This is a genomic window from Microbacterium lacus (assembly GCF_039531105.1).
Taxonomy (GTDB): Bacteria; Actinomycetota; Actinomycetes; order Actinomycetales; family Microbacteriaceae; genus Microbacterium; species Microbacterium lacus.
Genome location: NZ_BAAAPK010000001.1, coordinates 1550350 through 1565346, shown reverse-complemented (window position 1 = coordinate 1565346; position 14997 = coordinate 1550350). Strand labels below are relative to the sequence as shown.

Sequence of the window (14997 nt, the reverse complement as noted above, 5' to 3'; positions counted from 1 at the left end):
CCTCCAGGCTACTGTCCGGTGCGGATGACGACCAAAAGGTCGCCGGCCTCCACCTGCTGCGTCGCACCGATCGCGAGACGCTCCACGACGCCGTCCACCGGCGCGGTGATCGCCGCCTCCATCTTCATCGCCTCGATCGACGCGACCGGCTGACCGGCCTTGACCGTCTCCCCCACCGACGCCTTGAGCGTCACGACGCCGGAGAACGGCGCCGCGACCTGACCCGGCTTCGTGGTGTCGGCGCGCTCGGCCTGTCGCTCCTGCACCGCGATGCTGCGGTCGCGCACATACACCGGGCGCAGCTGGCCGTTCAGCGTGGTCATCACGGTGCGGATGCCCTTCGCGTCGGCTTCGCCGATGGCCTCGAGTCCGACGTACAGCTGCACGCCGGGATCGATCTCGGCCACGTGCTCCTCGCCGGGCTTGAGCCCATAGAGGTAGTCCGGGGTGCCGAGACTGGACAGGTCGCCGTACGTCTCGCGCGCCGCCTCGAACTCTTTCGCGGGGCCGGGGAAGAGCAGGCGGTTCAGGGTACGACGGCGGGATGCCGCGTCCCCAGCGAGACCTTCGCGCTCGGCATCCGTCAGCGGAGGGATCTCGATCGAGACCTGACGACCGGCGAGGACCTTCGTGCGGAACGGCTCCGGCCAGCCTCCGGGAAGGTCGCCGAGTTCGCCGGCCATGAAGCCGACGACCGAGTCGGGGATGTCGTAGTTCTGCGGGTTCTCGGCGAAGTCGGCCGGATCCGCCTTCGCTGCCACGAGCGCGAGGGCCAGATCGCCGACGACCTTCGACGAGGGGGTGACCTTCGGGATCCGGCCGAGGATCCGGTCGGCGGCGGCGTACATGTCCTCGATGAGTTCGAAATCATCCGCCATGCCCAGAGCGATCGCCTGCTGGCGGAGGTTGGAGAGCTGACCCCCGGGGATCTCGTGGTGGTACACCCGGCCGGTGGGCCCGGGCAGGCCCGACTCGAATGGCGCGTACAGGTGGCGGACGCCCTCCCAGTACGGCTCCAAGTCGCTGATCGCGGCGAGGTCGAGACCCGTGTCGCGGTCGGTGTCGGCGAGAGCCGCGACCAGCGCGGACAGGGAGGGCTGGCTCGTGGTGCCCGACAGCGGCGCGGCCGCGGCATCCACGGCGTCCACGCCGGCAGCGCTCGCCGCGAGCAGGGTCGCGAGCTGGCCGCCGGCCGTGTCGTGCGTGTGCAGGTGCACGGGCAGGTCGAATCGCTCGCGCAGTGCGGTGACGAGCCGGGCCGCCGCGGCGGGACGCAGAAGTCCCGCCATGTCCTTGATCGCGAGGATGTGCGCGCCGGAAGCCACGATCTGGTCAGCCAGACGCAGGTAGTAGTCCAGCGTGTAGAGGTCTTCCGCGGGGTCGAGCAGATTGCCGGTGTAGCAGACGGCGACTTCGGCGACGGCGGTGCCCGTGTCCAGGACGGATTCGATCGCCGGCCGCATCTGGTCGACGTCGTTGAGGGCGTCGAAGATCCGGAAGATGTCGACGCCGGTCGCGGCCGCCTCCTTCACGAAGGCATCCGTCACCTCGACCGGGCGCGGCGTGTAGCCGACGGTGTTGCGTCCGCGCAGCAGCATCTGGATCGGGATGTTGGGGATCGCCTCGCGTACCGCCGCCAGACGCTCCCAGGGATCCTCGGCGAGGAAGCGCAGCGCGACGTCGTACGTCGCACCACCCCACGCCTCCACGGACAGCAGCCCCGGGGTCATCCGCGCGACGTGGGGACCGACGCGGACGAGATCGCGCGTGCGCACGCGTGTCGCGAGGAGAGACTGGTGGGCGTCGCGGTAGGTGGTCTCGGTGACCGCGAGCGGCACCTGGGCGCGCAGCGCCTGCGCGAACCCGGCGGGGCCGAGCTCCCTCAGTCGGTCCAGAGTTCCCGCGGGAGCGGGAGCCGACAGGTCGATCGCCGGAAGCTTGCTGCCGGGCGAGGTCGCCAGCGGCTTCTCGCCGTAGGGGCGATTCACGGTGACGTCGGCGAGCCAGTTGATGAGCTTCGTCGCGCGGTCGCGGGACGGGTTCGTGGTCAGCAGCGCCGGACGCTCCTCGATGAACGCCGTGCTGAGATCGCCCACCACGAACGACGGATCATCGAGCACGGCGCGCAGGAACGGGATGTTGGTCGCGACACCGCGGATGCGGAACTCCGCGAGCGCGCGCTTGGCCCGGGCGACGGCGGCGGGGAAGTCCCTCCCGCGGCACGTGAGCTTGGCGAGCATCGAGTCGAAGTGAGGGCTGATCTGGGATCCTGCGGCGGTCGTTCCGCCGTCGAGACGGATGCCGGCACCGCCGGGCGACCGATACGTCGTGATGCGTCCGGTGTCGGGACGGAACCCCTGCGACGGGTCCTCCGTCGTGATGCGGCACTGCAGCGCCGCCCCGCGCAGGACGATGTCCTCCTGATTCAGACCGAGGTCGACCAGGGTCTCGCCGGCCGCGATGCGGATCTGCGACTGCACCAGGTCGACGTCGGTGACCTCTTCCGTGACGGTGTGCTCGACCTGGATGCGGGGGTTCATCTCGATGAAGACGTGCTCCCCCGCCCGCTCCCCCGCCGTGTCGACCAGGAACTCCACCGTTCCGGCGTTCGCGTAGCCGATCGACTCCGCGAACGCGACGGCGTCGCGGTGGATGCGGCGACGTAGCTCCTCGTCCAGGTTCGGTGCGGGCGCGATCTCGATCACCTTCTGGTGCCGACGCTGCACGGAGCAGTCGCGCTCGAACAGGTGCACGGTGTGCCCGGTCGCGTCCGCGAGGATCTGCACCTCGATGTGGCGCGGGCGGACGACGGCCTGCTCCAGGAAGACGCGCGAGTCGCCGAACGCAGCACCCGCTTCGCGCATCGCCTCCGCGATGGCCGGCGGGAGCGCCCCGGGCGTCTCGACACGGCGCATGCCGCGACCGCCGCCACCGGCGACGGCCTTCACGAAGATCGGGAAGCCGATGTCCGCGGCCTGGGCGACGAGGACGTCGACGTCCTCCGAGGCCTCGGTCGAGCGCAGCACGGGGACGCCCGCGGCGATCGCGTACTGCTTCGCGGTCACCTTGTTGCCCGCCATCTCCAGGGCGGCCGAGGGCGGCCCGATGAACGTGATGCCGTTCTCGGCGGCCCGTGCGGCGAGCTCGGGATTCTCGGACAGGAAGCCGTAACCGGGGTAGATCGCGTCCGCGCCGGATTCGAGTGCGACGCGGATGATCTCGTCGACGTCGAGGTACGCGCGTACCGGATGCCCCGGCTCGCCGATCACGTAGGACTCATCGGCTTTCTGCCGGTGCAGCGAGCCCCTGTCCTCGTAAGGGAAGACGGCGACGGTGCGCGCCCCCAGCTCGTATGCGGCACGGAACGCGCGGATGGCGATTTCACCGCGGTTGGCGACCAGGATCTTGCGGAACATTCACACCTCGCTGGGTGGCCCGTCGATGAGGCCTGGGGTCGGGCTGAGTGTGCTCTCAGCCTAGGGGACGGTAACGTGGTGGATTGTGCACGTACTCTCCGTCAGCTCGCTCAAGGGCGGGGTCGGCAAGACAACCGTGACTCTGGGACTCGCCTCCGCGGCATTCGCGCGGGGAGTTCGGACTCTCGTGGTGGATCTCGACCCGCAGTCCGATGTCTCCACCGGCATGGACATCCAGGTCGCCGGTCGCCTCAACGTCGCCGACGTGCTGGCGAACCCGAAGGAGAAGGTCGTCCGTCAGGCGATCACCTCGAGCGGCTGGGCGAAGGTGCACCCCGGAACGATCGACGTGATGATCGGAAGCCCGTCGGCGATCAACTTCGACGGGCCGCACCCCTCCGTGCGCGACGTCTGGAAGATGGAGGAGGCGCTGGCCACGATCGAGGCCGACTACGACCTCGTGCTGATCGACTGTGCGCCGTCGCTCAACGCCCTGACCCGCACCGCGTGGGCGGCATCCGATCGGGTCATCGTCGTGACCGAGCCCGGTCTGTTCTCCGTCGCGGCCGCCGACCGCGCTCTGCGCGCGATCGAGGAGATCCGGCGTGGTCTCTCGCCGCGCCTGCAGCCCCTCGGCATCGTCGTCAACCGCGTGCGGCCCCAGTCGATCGAGCACCAGTTCCGCATCAAGGAGCTGCGCGACATGTTCGGCCCGCTCGTGCTCTCGCCGCAGCTGCCGGAACGCACGTCTCTTCAGCAGGCGCAGGGCGCCGCGAAGCCCCTGCACATCTGGCCCGGCGACTCCGCGCAGGAGCTCGCCGCGGACTTCGACGCCCTGCTGGACCGCGTCGTCCGCACCGGGCGCATCCCGGTCGCCGGCGAAGCCCGCGCCTGAACCCGTCCCCCGCGCACGGCTCCTCCGTCGCGCGGAGCCCGCGTCTGGCTGAGCGTCAGGCGGTGCGGGCGGCGCGGCGAGCGGAAAGCTCGTCCATCGCCTCGGGCGCCTGCGCGTCGAAGTCGACGAGCGTCGACTCGACCTCGTGCAGCACCTTCCCGACCGCGATGCCGAAGACGCCCTGCCCGCGGCTGACGAGGTCGATGACCTCATCGTTCGACGTGCACAGGTAGACGGACGCGCCGTCGCTCATGAGCGTGGTTCCGGCGAGGTCGCGGATGCCGGAGGCTCTCAGCTGCTCGACGGCGGTGCGGATCTGCTGAAGGGAGATCCCGGTGTCCAGCAGTCGCTTCACGAGCTTGAGCACGAGGATGTCGCGGAAGCCGTACAACCGCTGGGATCCCGAGCCGTTCGCTCCCCGCACCGTGGGTTCCACCAGTTCGGTGCGGGCCCAGTAGTCCAGCTGACGGTAGGTGATGCCGGCCGCGCGCGCTGCGACGGCGCCGCGGTAGCCGACCTCGTCATCCATCGCCGGCAGGCCGTCCGTGAAGAGGAGGTCGGTCACGAACCGGGGTTCGCCCTCGTCGTGCGCGTTCATACGCCTCCTCCTTGATGATCGGACATCTCAACGTTAGATGGGCCACGGCCCTCGGGCAACGACATCCGCTCCGGACGGGCGGCGTGTCGCTGATCAGGAAAGGATTCGATCCAGCGCCGCACGGGCGAAGATCGCCCGCACATCGTCGAGACGCTGAGCGAGTTCGGGCGCCAGTTCGCTCGCGCGGGCGCGGGATCCGGCATCCGATCGCCGGAGGAGCGGCGCGAGCGCCGACTCTACGAGGGCGACATCGCGTTCGGCGCTCTGGCGGAGCGTGCGGACGTGGCGCGGCTCGATGCCGTGCCGGTCGAGGGCGACGAGGGCCCGAAGAATCGCCACGGCCTGGTCGTTGTACCCGTCTGCTGCCGTCAGGACGCCCGTGCTGATCGCGTCGTTGAGCAGCTGCGGAGCCGCTCCCGAGGCCGCAAGCAGCTCCTCGCGACGGTAGCGGCGCGGAGCCGCGACGATCGACGGCGGCACCGTCGTGGGCAGTGCCGGATCGCGCCCGGCGTCGAGGTCTGCCAGGTACTCGCGGATCACGACGAGGGGCATGTAGTGGTCGCGCTGCAGCGTCAGCGCGAGTCGCAGTCGTTCGAGATCGCCCTGCGAGAACTTGCGGTAGCCGGACTCGGTCCGGGTCGGCATCACGATGCCCTGCACCTCGAGGAAGCGGAGTTTGCTCGAGGTGAGATTCGGGAACTCGGGGCTCAGCCGCGCCAGCACCTGACCGATGCTGAGCAGACCCGCGGACGACGAGCGTTCGCGGGCGGACGACGCCGGCATCAGGCGTCCGCCGCCTGCGCGAGGTCGGCGGGCGAGACGAAGAAGTTGAGGCGGAACTTGCCGACGCGCACTTCCGAGCCGTTCGTGAGCACGGCACGGTCGACGCGCTCGCCGTTGACGTACGTCCCGTTCAGCGAACGCTGGTCGACGAGCTCGAAAGACGTGCCGCTGCGCGTGATCTCGGCATGACGGCGGGACACGGTCACGTCGTCGAAGAAGATGTCGGCCTCGGGGTGGCGGCCCACGGTCGTCACGTCGGTGTCCAGAAGGTACCGGGCTCCGGCTGTCGGGCCGGAGCGGACGAGGAACAGCGCCGAGCGCGTCGGGAGAGCCTCGATCGCGTCGAGCTCGGCTTCGCTCAGGTCGCTGCCGAAGGGCACGAACGACAGGTCGGAGTCGTGCCCGAAGGTCTGCGTCGTGTCGGCACCGTGCGAGAAGCCCGCGTCGGCGCCCGTACCGGGAGCCTTGCGGATGTCATCCGGCTCGGGGCGGCGGTTGTCCTCCACGGTGTTCCTCTCGTCCATTCCAGCGTAACGGATCGGGCGCCCCTCGAAACGGCCGCATCGGGGGGATGAAGGCGCCGGACGCAATGTTGCGTCGTGTGTCGCGTGACGTGCCCGCCGGCGGCATCGCGCCTAGCCTGACGGATAACCGAACCTACCTGTCAGGAGATCACCGTGTCGAGTCCGCACCGCCACCTTCCGCCCGTTCCGGTGCGTGAGCGTGCGGCGTGCATGTGCATCCACGGCGCCTCCTGCTCGTCCTTCGCCCCCGGGCACGCTCTGCACCTGATCCAGGCACGCCTCTCGGCGGCGACGCCGTCGGACTGGGTCGACGGCATCGTCGAATCCGCGGATGCCGGCACCGGCGTGATCGCGGTGCGCACGCTCGCCGAGGGTGAACTGGTCGAGCTGTGGAGCGGCGCCGGCGCCGCGGCGGAAGCCCTCACGGGCACACCGATCGCGCTGCACGGGCGGTACGACGTGCTCGCCGTGGGAGCGCGTCGCTTCAACGTCCTGCGCGGCTGATCCGCCGGACGCTCACCGAGTGTGCGGCGTCACGCCGCCTTCATCATGCTGTCTTTGAGGGCCATGCAGGCATCCATGCAGGCCTGGCACGCCTGAGCGCACATCTTGCAGACGTCGCTGGAGTCCGCGTGCTCCATGCACTCGTCCATGCACATCTGGCACATCGCCATGCACGCGTCGAGCATCGACATCATCACGGCGGGGGTCATGCCCTGCATCCGCAGCATCGACCGCATCATCGTGTTGCACATGTCCGCGCAGTTCATGCACGCCGGCGCACACGACATCATCTGCGTCGAGCAGACGGTGCACGCCTGCTCGCATGCCGAGCAGGCGTCCATACACGCCTGCATGAGCTGCATGTCCATCATGGCCATGCCGTTCTCGGCCGACCCGCTCGACATCATCTCCTTGGACATCATGTCCATCATCATCGCGTCCACGGCGCTCTCCTTCTCTTGACCTGAAAGCGGCGTGCGCCGCCCGATCCGCACGCTACTCCTCGATCACGACGGCGTCACCGGGTTCTGAGCACGCCCAGCTCGAATTCACACGGACGTCACACGCCGAGCCTCGGGCGTAGCCTGAAACGGATGACTACTCTCTCTGCCTCCTCCGCTTCCGACCGTCGGGGGCCCGTGCGCAGTCTGCGCTTCGCGGTCGCGATGCTCGTTTCCCTCCTGCTCGCCGCGGGCGGCGTCCTCGTCGCGGCTCCCGCGCATGCACACGACGAGCTCGTGTCCTCCGACCCGGCCGCTGACGCCGCCGTCGACACGCTGCCGGCGCAGCTGACGCTCACCTTCAGCGGCGAGCTCGCGACCGACCCGGGCGCGACAGAACTCGCCGTCACCGACGGGACCGGCGCCTCACTTGCCGATGGAGAGCCGGTCGTTGCGGGAACCGTGGTGACCCAGGCACTCGCGGGGGCGGCATCCGGCGTCGTGACCGTGCTCTGGAAAGTGGTCTCGAGCGACGGCCACCCGATCTCGGGCGAGTACGCCTTCACCGTCACGGCACCGCCGTCGCCCACCGCGACGCCGACGGACGAGCCCACGACGGAGCCCACGGACGAACCGGACGAGATCGCGACGCCGGAGCCGCTCGTGACGGCGACGCCCGCGAGCGATGATTCGAGCTTCGGCGACGTGTGGCCGTGGATCGTCGGCGGCCTTCTCGTCGCCGGCCTCGGCGGCGCCGTCCTGTACCTCCTGGTGTCGCGGGCGCGTCGCGAGAAGGAACTCGAACAGACGCGCGCCGACGCCCTCTCCGGCGGCGGCTCCACCCCGTCGGCGCCCCCTGCCGACGGCCCCACCGACCGATAGGCTGGAACCATGCCTCACTACGACGTCGCCATTCTCGGCGCGGGCCCCGGCGGGTATGTCGCCGCCGTCCGGGCCGCTCAGCTCGGCCTTTCCGTTGCGATCATCGAGGAGAAGTACTGGGGCGGTGTGTGCCTGAACGTCGGGTGCATTCCCTCCAAGGCGCTCCTGCGCAACGCCGACCTCGCCCACGTGTTCCATCACCAGGCCGAGCAGTTCGGCATCTCGGGCGATGTCAACTTCGACTTCGGAACGGCGTGGGACCGCAGCCGCAAGGTGTCCGAGACGCACGTCAAGGGCATCCACTTCCTGATGAAGAAGAACAAGGTCACCGAGTACGAGGGCCGCGGTTCGTTCGTCGACGCGAACACGATCGACGTGAAGAAGGCCGACGGCTCAACGGATCGTGTGACGTTCGACAACGTCATCATCTCGACCGGCTCCCGCGTGCGGCTCCTGCCCGGCGTACAGCTCAGCGAGAACGTCGTCACGTACGAAGAGCAGATCATGACGCGTGGCCTGCCGTCCTCGATCGTCATCGTCGGCGCCGGCGCGATCGGCATGGAGTTCGGCTTCATCATGACGAACTACGGCGTGAAGGTCACGATCATCGAGTTCCTCGACCGTGCGCTGCCGAACGAGGATGCCGACGTCTCGAAGGAGATCGCCCGCCAGTACAAGAAGTACGGCGTGGACATCCTGACCTCGACCAAGGTCGAGACCGTCACCGACCACGGCGACCGCGTGACGGTCACCTACACGCCCAACGCGGGCGGCGAGACCCAGTCGATCGACGCGGACAAGGTGCTCATGTCGATCGGCTTCGCACCGAACGTCGAGGACTTCGGTCTCGAGAACACCGGGGTGAAGCTCACCGACCGCGGCGCGATCGAGATCGACGACTACATGCGCACGAACGTGCCGCACATCTTCGCGATCGGCGACGTCACCGCCAAGCTGCAGCTCGCGCACGTCGCCGAGGCCCAGGGCGTCGTCGCCGCCGAGACGATCGGCAAGGCCGAGACGATGACCCTCGGCGACTACCGCATGATGCCGCGCGCGACGTTCTGCTCGCCGCAGGTCGCCTCGTTCGGCCTGACCGAGCAGCAGGCGCGCGACGCCGGCTACGACGTGAAGGTCGCCAAGTTCCCGTTCTCGGCCAACGGCAAGGCGAACGGCCTGGGCGAGCCGATCGGCTTCGTGAAGCTCATCGCCGACGGCGAGCACCTCGAGCTCCTCGGCGGGCACCTGATCGGCCCGGATGTCTCCGAGCTGCTCCCCGAGCTCACGCTCGCGCAGAAGTGGGACCTCACGGCCCTCGAGGCGGCCCGAAACGTCCACACGCACCCGACGCTGTCGGAAGCGGTCCAGGAGGCCTTCCACGGTCTCGCGGGTCACATGATCAACATGTGAACCCGGGCCGCACCCGTGTGAAAGACCGGGGACGAATCGACACGCGGAGGCTCTCCGCGGGGCATCATGCCCGATTCGTCCCCGGTCTTTCACGTGGCGGGGGCACAGCCGACGCACGGGGGCCGGCGATGCGGACCGCTGCCGTGCGACGCCGCCGTTCGGCTGAGCCCTTCCTCAGTACCCGAGGGCGCGAGCGAGCTTCGACGCCGACGCCGCGGCCCTGCCGCCCGCCGCGATGACAGCCGCCTCCACGGCGGCGAAGAACTCCCGCGGGTCGGCGGGCGCTGCGGGACCCAGTTCGATCTCCCACTCCCGCCACTCCCGGACGGCGCCCGAGCGTACGTCGGTCGCGGTCACGCGGTCATCGACGAACTCGGCGACCAGTCCCCCGGCGCCGTCGTTCAGGGCGTACGCGGTGCGCGTGTTGAGGATGCGCGCGATCGGGGTGAGCGCGGAGTCCGTCACCGGCGCGATCGCCGCGCGGACGGCATCCGGAACGTCGTCGGTCTCGCCGAGCGGCCAGTGCAGCTCGGTGCGGCCGCCGCCGATGCGGGGGCCCTTGATGTGCCACCCCGCATCGGGTCCGCCGCTGCGCCGGCGCAGCGCGTAGCCCGCCGACGCGAGAGCGAACTCCGCGGTGTCGAGGTAGCGGGCGTCGAGCTCGCGCACCTCGGCGTCGCCGACCGAAGCCACGCCGGGAAGCGTCGTCCACTCCGGCAGCGGCGTGCCGTCCTCCACGTCGAACTTGAGCTCGATCTCGATCGATCGAGACGGCTCGGGATGAGCGCTGGGCTCAGCGGCGGTCACGCGCCGTGTCGCTGTAGGGGTCGATCTCGTCCTCGGACTCGACGAACCAGAATTCCGCCTCGGTCGGTCCGTCGCCCTCGCCGGTGTGCTCGGGTGCACCCTTGCGCTCGTAGACCACCTGGGTCTCGCTGTAGGGGACGATGAGCTTGTCGAGTTCGGGGTCGTCCAGAGGCAGAAGCTGCCCGTCGAGGGGTCCGCCGTGCAGTCGTGCGATAGCCATGCCTCCAGCCTAGACCCGCACGTCGACCGCGACGGGGCCCTTGACGGCGACCGCCTAGGCTTGATGCGTGAAGCCGTTCGTCCTCCTCGCGACCCGGGCGGAGGACGTGCCCGCCGACGAGGAATACGCCCTGTTCCTGCGCTACTCGGGCCTGCGCGAGAGCGAGCTCGTCCGCGTGCGGCTGGAGGCAGGGGCGATGCCTCCGCTCGACCTCGACGAGCTGTCCGGCATCTTCGTCGGCGGCGGTCCGTTCAACGCGTCCGACGCCCCCGAGAAGAAGTCCGCGGTCCAGCACCGCGTGGAGGCGGAATTCGCCGCACTGCTCGGCGATGTCGTCGCGCGCGACTTCCCGTTCCTGGGCGCCTGCTACGGCGTCGGCACGGTCGGTGCCTTCCTCGGCGCCACGATCGACCGCGTGCACTCCGAGCCGATCAGCGTCGTGCCGGTCACGATGACGGATGCCGGCCGCGACGACCCGCTCCTGCAGGAGCTGCCGCCCACGTTCGAGGCGTTCGTGGGGCACAAGGAGGCGATCAGCGCACTGCCGCCGTCCGCTGTCCTCCTCGCCTCCTCCCCCGCGTGCCCCGTGCAGATGTTCCGCGTCGGTCAGAACGTGTATGCGACGCAGTTCCACCCGGAGCTCGACGTCGACGGCATCACGACCCGCATCCACGTCTACGCGGACCACGGCTATTTCGCCGGTCACGAGCTCGAGCTGACTCTGGATGCCGTGCGCCGGGCGCCCGTGTCGCACCCGAGCCGCATCCTCCGCACGTTCGTGGAGCGGTACGCCCGTTAGGACGCACCGCTCCACGACCGGTCAGAACGAAGGCGGGGTGTGCCAGATGCGGTCGATGTAGTCGCGCATCGACCGGTCCGACGAGAAGAAACCGGTGCGGGCGACATTGAGGATCGCGGAGCGGTTCCACGCATCCTGGTCGGCATAGGCCGCGTCCACCTTCACCTGCTCGGCGATGTACGACGAGTAGTCGGCGAGGACCATGAACCGGTCGTCGTACAGCAGGTTCGACACGATCGGCTCGAACGTCGACCGGTCGCCGCGGGAGAACGCCCCCGAGGCGATGAGATCCAGCGCACGGCGCAGGTTGTCGTCGGCCTGATAGAACTCGGCGGGCTTGTAGCCGCGCGCCCAGAGCGCCTCGACCTCGGGCTCGCTCATTCCGAACAGGAAGAAGTTCTCGTCGCCGACGAGCTCGCGGATCTCGACGTTCGCCCCGTCGTCCGTGCCGATCGTGAGGGCGCCGTTCAGGGCGAACTTCATGTTGCCCGTGCCCGACGCCTCCTTGCCGGCGAGCGAGATCTGCTCGGACAGGTCGGCGGCGGGGATCACGCGCTCGGCGAGGGTCACGTTGTAGTTCGGCGGGAACAGGACCTTGAGGCGCCCCTCGAGGCGCGTGTCGGCGTTCACGACGGAACCCACGGCGTTGATCAGGTGGATGATGTTCTTCGCCATCGCGTAGCCCGGGGCGGCCTTCGCACCGAAGATCGCCGTCCGTGGCTGCAGGTCGGCGGCCACCACGCGCCCCGAGATGACGCTCTCGTACTGCGTCACCACGTGCAGGATCTTGAGCATCTGGCGCTTGTACTCGTGCAGACGCTTGACCATGACATCGAGCATGTGGCCGTCGCTCACCTCGAACCCGTCGCGCTCGCGCAGCACGGCGCTGAGGCGGCGCTTGTTCGCGGCCTTCACCTCGGCGAAGCGGGCACGGAACTCCGGATCCTCGGCGTGCGTCTCGAGTTCGCGCAGGCGCTCCAGATCGGTGACCCAGCCCGATCCGAGGGCGTCGGTGATCAGCGCCGACAGCTCGGGGTTGGCGAGGCGGACGAAACGGCGCGGGGTGACGCCGTTCGTGACATTCGTGAACTTGCCGGGGAAGAACTCGTCGAAGTCCGGCAGCACCTTCTCGCGCAGCAGCTGCGAGTGCAGCTCGGCGACGCCGTTGACCTTCGCGCCGGCGACCGTCGCGAGGTAGGCCATGCGCACGGATCGGACCGGGTGCTCGCCGATGATCGACATGTCGCGGATGCGCATCTCGTCGTCGCCGAAGCGCTCGCGGACGGCATCCAGGAAGTCGTCGTTGATGCGGTAGATGATCTCGAGGTGCCGCGGCAGCAGGTGGCCGAGCAGATCGACCGACCAGACCTCGAGGGCTTCGGGCAGCAGCGTGTGGCACGTGTACGCGAAGCACTTCTGGGTGATCGCCCACGCGTCCTCCCACTCCATCTTCTTCTCGTCCACGAGCACACGCATGAGCTCGGGCACGGCGATGACCGGGTGGGTGTCGTTCAGCTGGAAGATGATGCGGTCGGGCAGCTTCGTGAGGTCGAAATCCTTCGGCAGTGTGACGTCGAGGAAGTCCTTGATGGATGCCGCGACGAAGAAGTACTGCTGCTGCAGCCGCAGCTCCTTGCCCTGGGGCGTGGAGTCCTCGGGGTACAGCACTTTGGAGATGTTCTCGGCGAACGTCTGCGCGCGGACGGCCTCTTCGTAGTCGCCGGAGTTGAACACGCGCAGGTCGAACGAGTTCGTCGCCTTCGCGCTCCACAGGCGGAGCGTGTTGACCCGGCCGTTCTGGTAGCCCGGCACCATGTAGTTGTACGGAACGGCCTGGACGTTCCAGCCCGGCACCCAGCGGGAGCGCTGCACGCCACCGTCGTCGTACGTCTCGGTGTGACCGCCGAAAGAGATCGTCTGGGCAGCCTCGGGGTGCGGGAACTCCCACGGCGATCCGTAGGCGAGCCAGGAATCGGGCTGCTCGACCTGCTGGCCGTCCTCGAAGGTCTGGCGGAAGATGCCGTACTCGTAGCGGATGCCGTAACCGGTGTTCGGCACACCCAGCGTGGCGAGCGAGTCGATGAAGCAGGCCGCGAGACGACCCAGGCCGCCGTTGCCGAGGCCGGGCTCGACCTCCTGCTGGCGCAAATCGTCGAGGTCGATACCGCACGATGCGAGCGCCTCGCTCGCGATGTCGGTCAGACCGCTCGCGAGGAGATTGTTGTCGAGCTGCCGGCCGAGCAGGTACTCGGCCGACAGGTACGCCACACCCTTGGCCTGCACTTCGCGCTGGCGGCGCAGGTCTTCGAGCCACCGCGCCATCAGGTAGTCCCGCACGGTGTACGCCAGCGCGAAGTACCGGTCGGTCGCGCTGGAGGTGGACAGCGCGACGCCGCGGTTGAAGTTGAGGTTCTGCAGGAACTCCCGGACGAACCCGTCGACCGTGCTGGCGGGCGCGGTGACGGGAGCCAGAGCGAGAGCATGCGTCGCGCGCGTCGCGGACTCTGAGGCGAGGGTGGGCTTTTCGGGCATGGTACGAAATTACCGATCAGGTTCGGTCGCGCGCCCATCGGACGAGCGCGTGATGCAAGCGTTTACAAGATCTTCACACGTCCCGTGCTCCGCGCACCACGCTCAGACTCCCGTGCGCTCCTTCTCCTCCACCCGACGAGCCGCGGCGAGCTCGGCGGTGGCGACCCTCACCGACTCCTCGGCGCGTCGCACCCGCCGCTGCGCGAACGTCGATGCGCCGAAGCGGGCGCGCACGCGATCCTGCTCCTCCTCGACCCCGGTGATGATGTAGGCGCCCGCGATCAGGATCACCTGCGCCGAAAGGTTGAACCACAGCAGCAGCGCGATGAGCGATGCGAACGAGGCGAGGAGCGGGTTCGAGGACGCGCCGGCGACGAAGAGGCTGGACAGCTGCTGGAGCGCGGTCAGTCCGACGGCGCCGAGCAGCGCACCCGGCAGCAGTGAGCGCCACGAGGCCTTCACTCCGGACAGCGTCCGGAACAGGACCGCGATCGCGGCAGCGTCCAGGAGGAAGACGACGACGACGGAGACCACGCGCGTGCCGATGAGCGTGAGCGGGTCGGTGTCGGATACCCCGATCAGCCCGCTGAGCAAGCCGATGCCGGCGTTGGCGAAGAAGGTGACGACGGCGGATGCCGCGAATGCGGCGCCGATCCCGACCGCGATCAGGAGGTTGCGCAGGAGCGCGAGGACCCAGAAGAGATCGTCGGTCAGCTGTCCCGAGAGGGCGTGGAACGCGGCGCGCAGTGCGCCGATCGCGCCGATCGCGGCGCCGATCAGACCCACGATCGACAGCACGGTCGCGACGGTGAGCCCGCCGGAGACGGCGATCGAGCTCGGATCGATGAGACCCTCTTCTCCGACGAGCCCGGGGATGGCGGCATCCACCGAGTCGACGAGCGACTGCAGGGCCGCCGGGTTGCCCGCGAGGAAGAGCCCCGCGACGGAGAACCCGAGGAGGACGCCGGCGAACACGCTGAACAGCGCGCGATATGTGACGCTGTCCGCGAGCATCGGTCCGCGGTGCTCGCCGTACAGGAGGAAGGCGCGGACGGGCTTGAGGGTGAGCGCCCACGCGGTGATCCGTGCGATGAGTTCAGGCATGCGATCGAGGCTAACCGGCCCGGAAACCGGTCGTCGGGACTTGACGCTGCGCGGCGTCCGTGCTCGTAGGATGAACGGGGGGA

14 protein-coding genes are annotated in these 14997 nt (G+C 69.1%); 5 read left to right on the top strand and 9 right to left on the bottom strand.

Annotated features, from left to right (window positions below):
* Positions 1-8 precede the first annotated feature (8 nt).
* Positions 9-3416 (bottom strand): pyruvate carboxylase, encoded by a 3408-nt coding sequence (locus ABD197_RS07335; protein ID WP_344053087.1) that lies wholly within the window; start codon positions 3414-3416, stop codon positions 9-11.
* Between the two features lie 85 nt (positions 3417-3501).
* Here ABD197_RS07335 and ABD197_RS07330 point away from each other — a divergent pair, with 85 nt between their 5' ends.
* On the top strand, positions 3502-4311 hold the full coding sequence (locus tag ABD197_RS07330; protein ID WP_344053085.1) for a ParA family protein: 810 nt from the start codon (positions 3502-3504) through the stop codon (positions 4309-4311).
* Between the two features lie 55 nt (positions 4312-4366).
* On the opposite strand, the gene ABD197_RS07325 is transcribed toward ABD197_RS07330, so the two are convergent.
* The 3 genes from ABD197_RS07325 to ABD197_RS07315 form a co-directional block, all read right to left on the bottom strand.
* Positions 4367-4909 carry a MerR family transcriptional regulator gene (locus ABD197_RS07325; RefSeq protein WP_344053083.1) on the bottom strand — a complete coding sequence of 181 codons (543 nt, stop codon included), beginning with the start codon at positions 4907-4909 and terminating at the stop codon, positions 4367-4369.
* Positions 4910-5002: 93 nt separating this feature from the next.
* Positions 5003-5692 carry a transcriptional regulator FtsR gene (ftsR, locus tag ABD197_RS07320; protein ID WP_344053081.1) on the bottom strand — a complete coding sequence of 230 codons (690 nt, stop codon included), beginning with the start codon at positions 5690-5692 and terminating at the stop codon, positions 5003-5005.
* On the bottom strand, positions 5692-6198 hold the full coding sequence (locus ABD197_RS07315; RefSeq protein ID WP_344055815.1) for an FHA domain-containing protein: 507 nt from the start codon (positions 6196-6198) through the stop codon (positions 5692-5694). Before ABD197_RS07315 ends, ftsR begins: the two co-directional genes overlap by 1 nt.
* A gap of 171 nt (positions 6199-6369) precedes the next feature.
* On the opposite strand from ABD197_RS07315, the gene ABD197_RS07310 reads away from it, so the two are divergent.
* Complete coding sequence (locus tag ABD197_RS07310; protein ID WP_344053079.1) at positions 6370-6720, top strand: hypothetical protein; 351 nt, start codon at positions 6370-6372, stop codon at positions 6718-6720.
* Positions 6721-6749: 29 nt separating this feature from the next.
* On the opposite strand, the gene ABD197_RS07305 is transcribed toward ABD197_RS07310, so the two are convergent.
* On the bottom strand, positions 6750-7154 hold the full coding sequence (locus ABD197_RS07305) for a four-helix bundle copper-binding protein (RefSeq protein ID WP_344055814.1): 405 nt from the start codon (positions 7152-7154) through the stop codon (positions 6750-6752).
* Between the two features lie 159 nt (positions 7155-7313).
* Between ABD197_RS07305 and ABD197_RS07300 the strand changes: the two genes are divergently transcribed.
* Both ABD197_RS07300 and lpdA read left to right on the top strand, forming a co-directional pair.
* The gene (locus tag ABD197_RS07300) at positions 7314-8042 is read left to right on the top strand and encodes a copper resistance CopC family protein (protein WP_344053077.1); all 729 of its coding nucleotides are present in this window, start codon (positions 7314-7316) and stop codon (positions 8040-8042) included.
* Between the two features lie 9 nt (positions 8043-8051).
* Positions 8052-9452 carry a dihydrolipoyl dehydrogenase gene (gene lpdA / locus ABD197_RS07295; protein WP_344053075.1) on the top strand — a complete coding sequence of 467 codons (1401 nt, stop codon included), beginning with the start codon at positions 8052-8054 and terminating at the stop codon, positions 9450-9452.
* A 174-nt stretch (positions 9453-9626) separates the two neighbouring features.
* Here lpdA and ABD197_RS07290 read toward each other — a convergent pair whose 3' ends face one another.
* Both ABD197_RS07290 and ABD197_RS07285 read right to left on the bottom strand, forming a co-directional pair.
* Positions 9627-10259 (bottom strand): CYTH domain-containing protein, encoded by a 633-nt coding sequence (locus ABD197_RS07290; protein ID WP_344053074.1) that lies wholly within the window; start codon positions 10257-10259, stop codon positions 9627-9629.
* The gene (locus ABD197_RS07285; protein WP_344053072.1) at positions 10246-10479 is read right to left on the bottom strand and encodes a response regulator; all 234 of its coding nucleotides are present in this window, start codon (positions 10477-10479) and stop codon (positions 10246-10248) included. Before ABD197_RS07285 ends, ABD197_RS07290 begins: the two co-directional genes overlap by 14 nt.
* 67 nt (positions 10480-10546) lie before the next feature.
* Between ABD197_RS07285 and ABD197_RS07280 the strand changes: the two genes are divergently transcribed.
* Positions 10547-11278 (top strand): glutamine amidotransferase, encoded by a 732-nt coding sequence (locus tag ABD197_RS07280; protein WP_344053070.1) that lies wholly within the window; start codon positions 10547-10549, stop codon positions 11276-11278.
* Positions 11279-11299: 21 nt separating this feature from the next.
* Here the strand turns inward: ABD197_RS07280 and ABD197_RS07275 are convergent, their stop codons facing one another.
* Together ABD197_RS07275 and ABD197_RS07270 are read right to left on the bottom strand one after the other, a co-directional pair.
* The gene (locus ABD197_RS07275) at positions 11300-13810 is read right to left on the bottom strand and encodes a glycogen/starch/alpha-glucan phosphorylase (RefSeq protein ID WP_344053068.1); all 2511 of its coding nucleotides are present in this window, start codon (positions 13808-13810) and stop codon (positions 11300-11302) included.
* 102 nt (positions 13811-13912) lie between these two features.
* Positions 13913-14914, bottom strand: a complete 1002-nt coding sequence (locus ABD197_RS07270; RefSeq protein WP_344053066.1) for a YihY/virulence factor BrkB family protein — start codon at positions 14912-14914, stop codon at positions 13913-13915.
* Between the last annotated feature and the right edge of the window lie 83 nt (positions 14915-14997).

Bases quoted from the DNA above. Each gene is read 5' to 3' on its own strand.
- ABD197_RS07305 (WP_344055814.1), bottom strand. From the start codon at position 7,154: ATGATGATGGACATGATGTCCAAGGAGATGATGTCGAGCGGGTCGGCC.
- ABD197_RS07300 (WP_344053077.1), top strand. From the start codon at position 7,314: ATGACTACTCTCTCTGCCTCCTCCGCTTCCGACCGTCGGGGGCCCGTG.
- ABD197_RS07270 (WP_344053066.1), bottom strand. From the start codon at position 14,914: ATGCCTGAACTCATCGCACGGATCACCGCGTGGGCGCTCACCCTCAAG.
- ftsR (WP_344053081.1), bottom strand. From the start codon at position 5,692: ATGCCGGCGTCGTCCGCCCGCGAACGCTCGTCGTCCGCGGGTCTGCTC.
- ABD197_RS07335 (WP_344053087.1), bottom strand. From the start codon at position 3,416: ATGTTCCGCAAGATCCTGGTCGCCAACCGCGGTGAAATCGCCATCCGC.
- lpdA (WP_344053075.1), top strand. From the start codon at position 8,052: ATGCCTCACTACGACGTCGCCATTCTCGGCGCGGGCCCCGGCGGGTAT.
- ABD197_RS07285 (WP_344053072.1), bottom strand. From the start codon at position 10,479: ATGGCTATCGCACGACTGCACGGCGGACCCCTCGACGGGCAGCTTCTG.
- ABD197_RS07275 (WP_344053068.1), bottom strand. From the start codon at position 13,810: ATGCCCGAAAAGCCCACCCTCGCCTCAGAGTCCGCGACGCGCGCGACG.
- ABD197_RS07325 (WP_344053083.1), bottom strand. From the start codon at position 4,909: ATGAACGCGCACGACGAGGGCGAACCCCGGTTCGTGACCGACCTCCTC.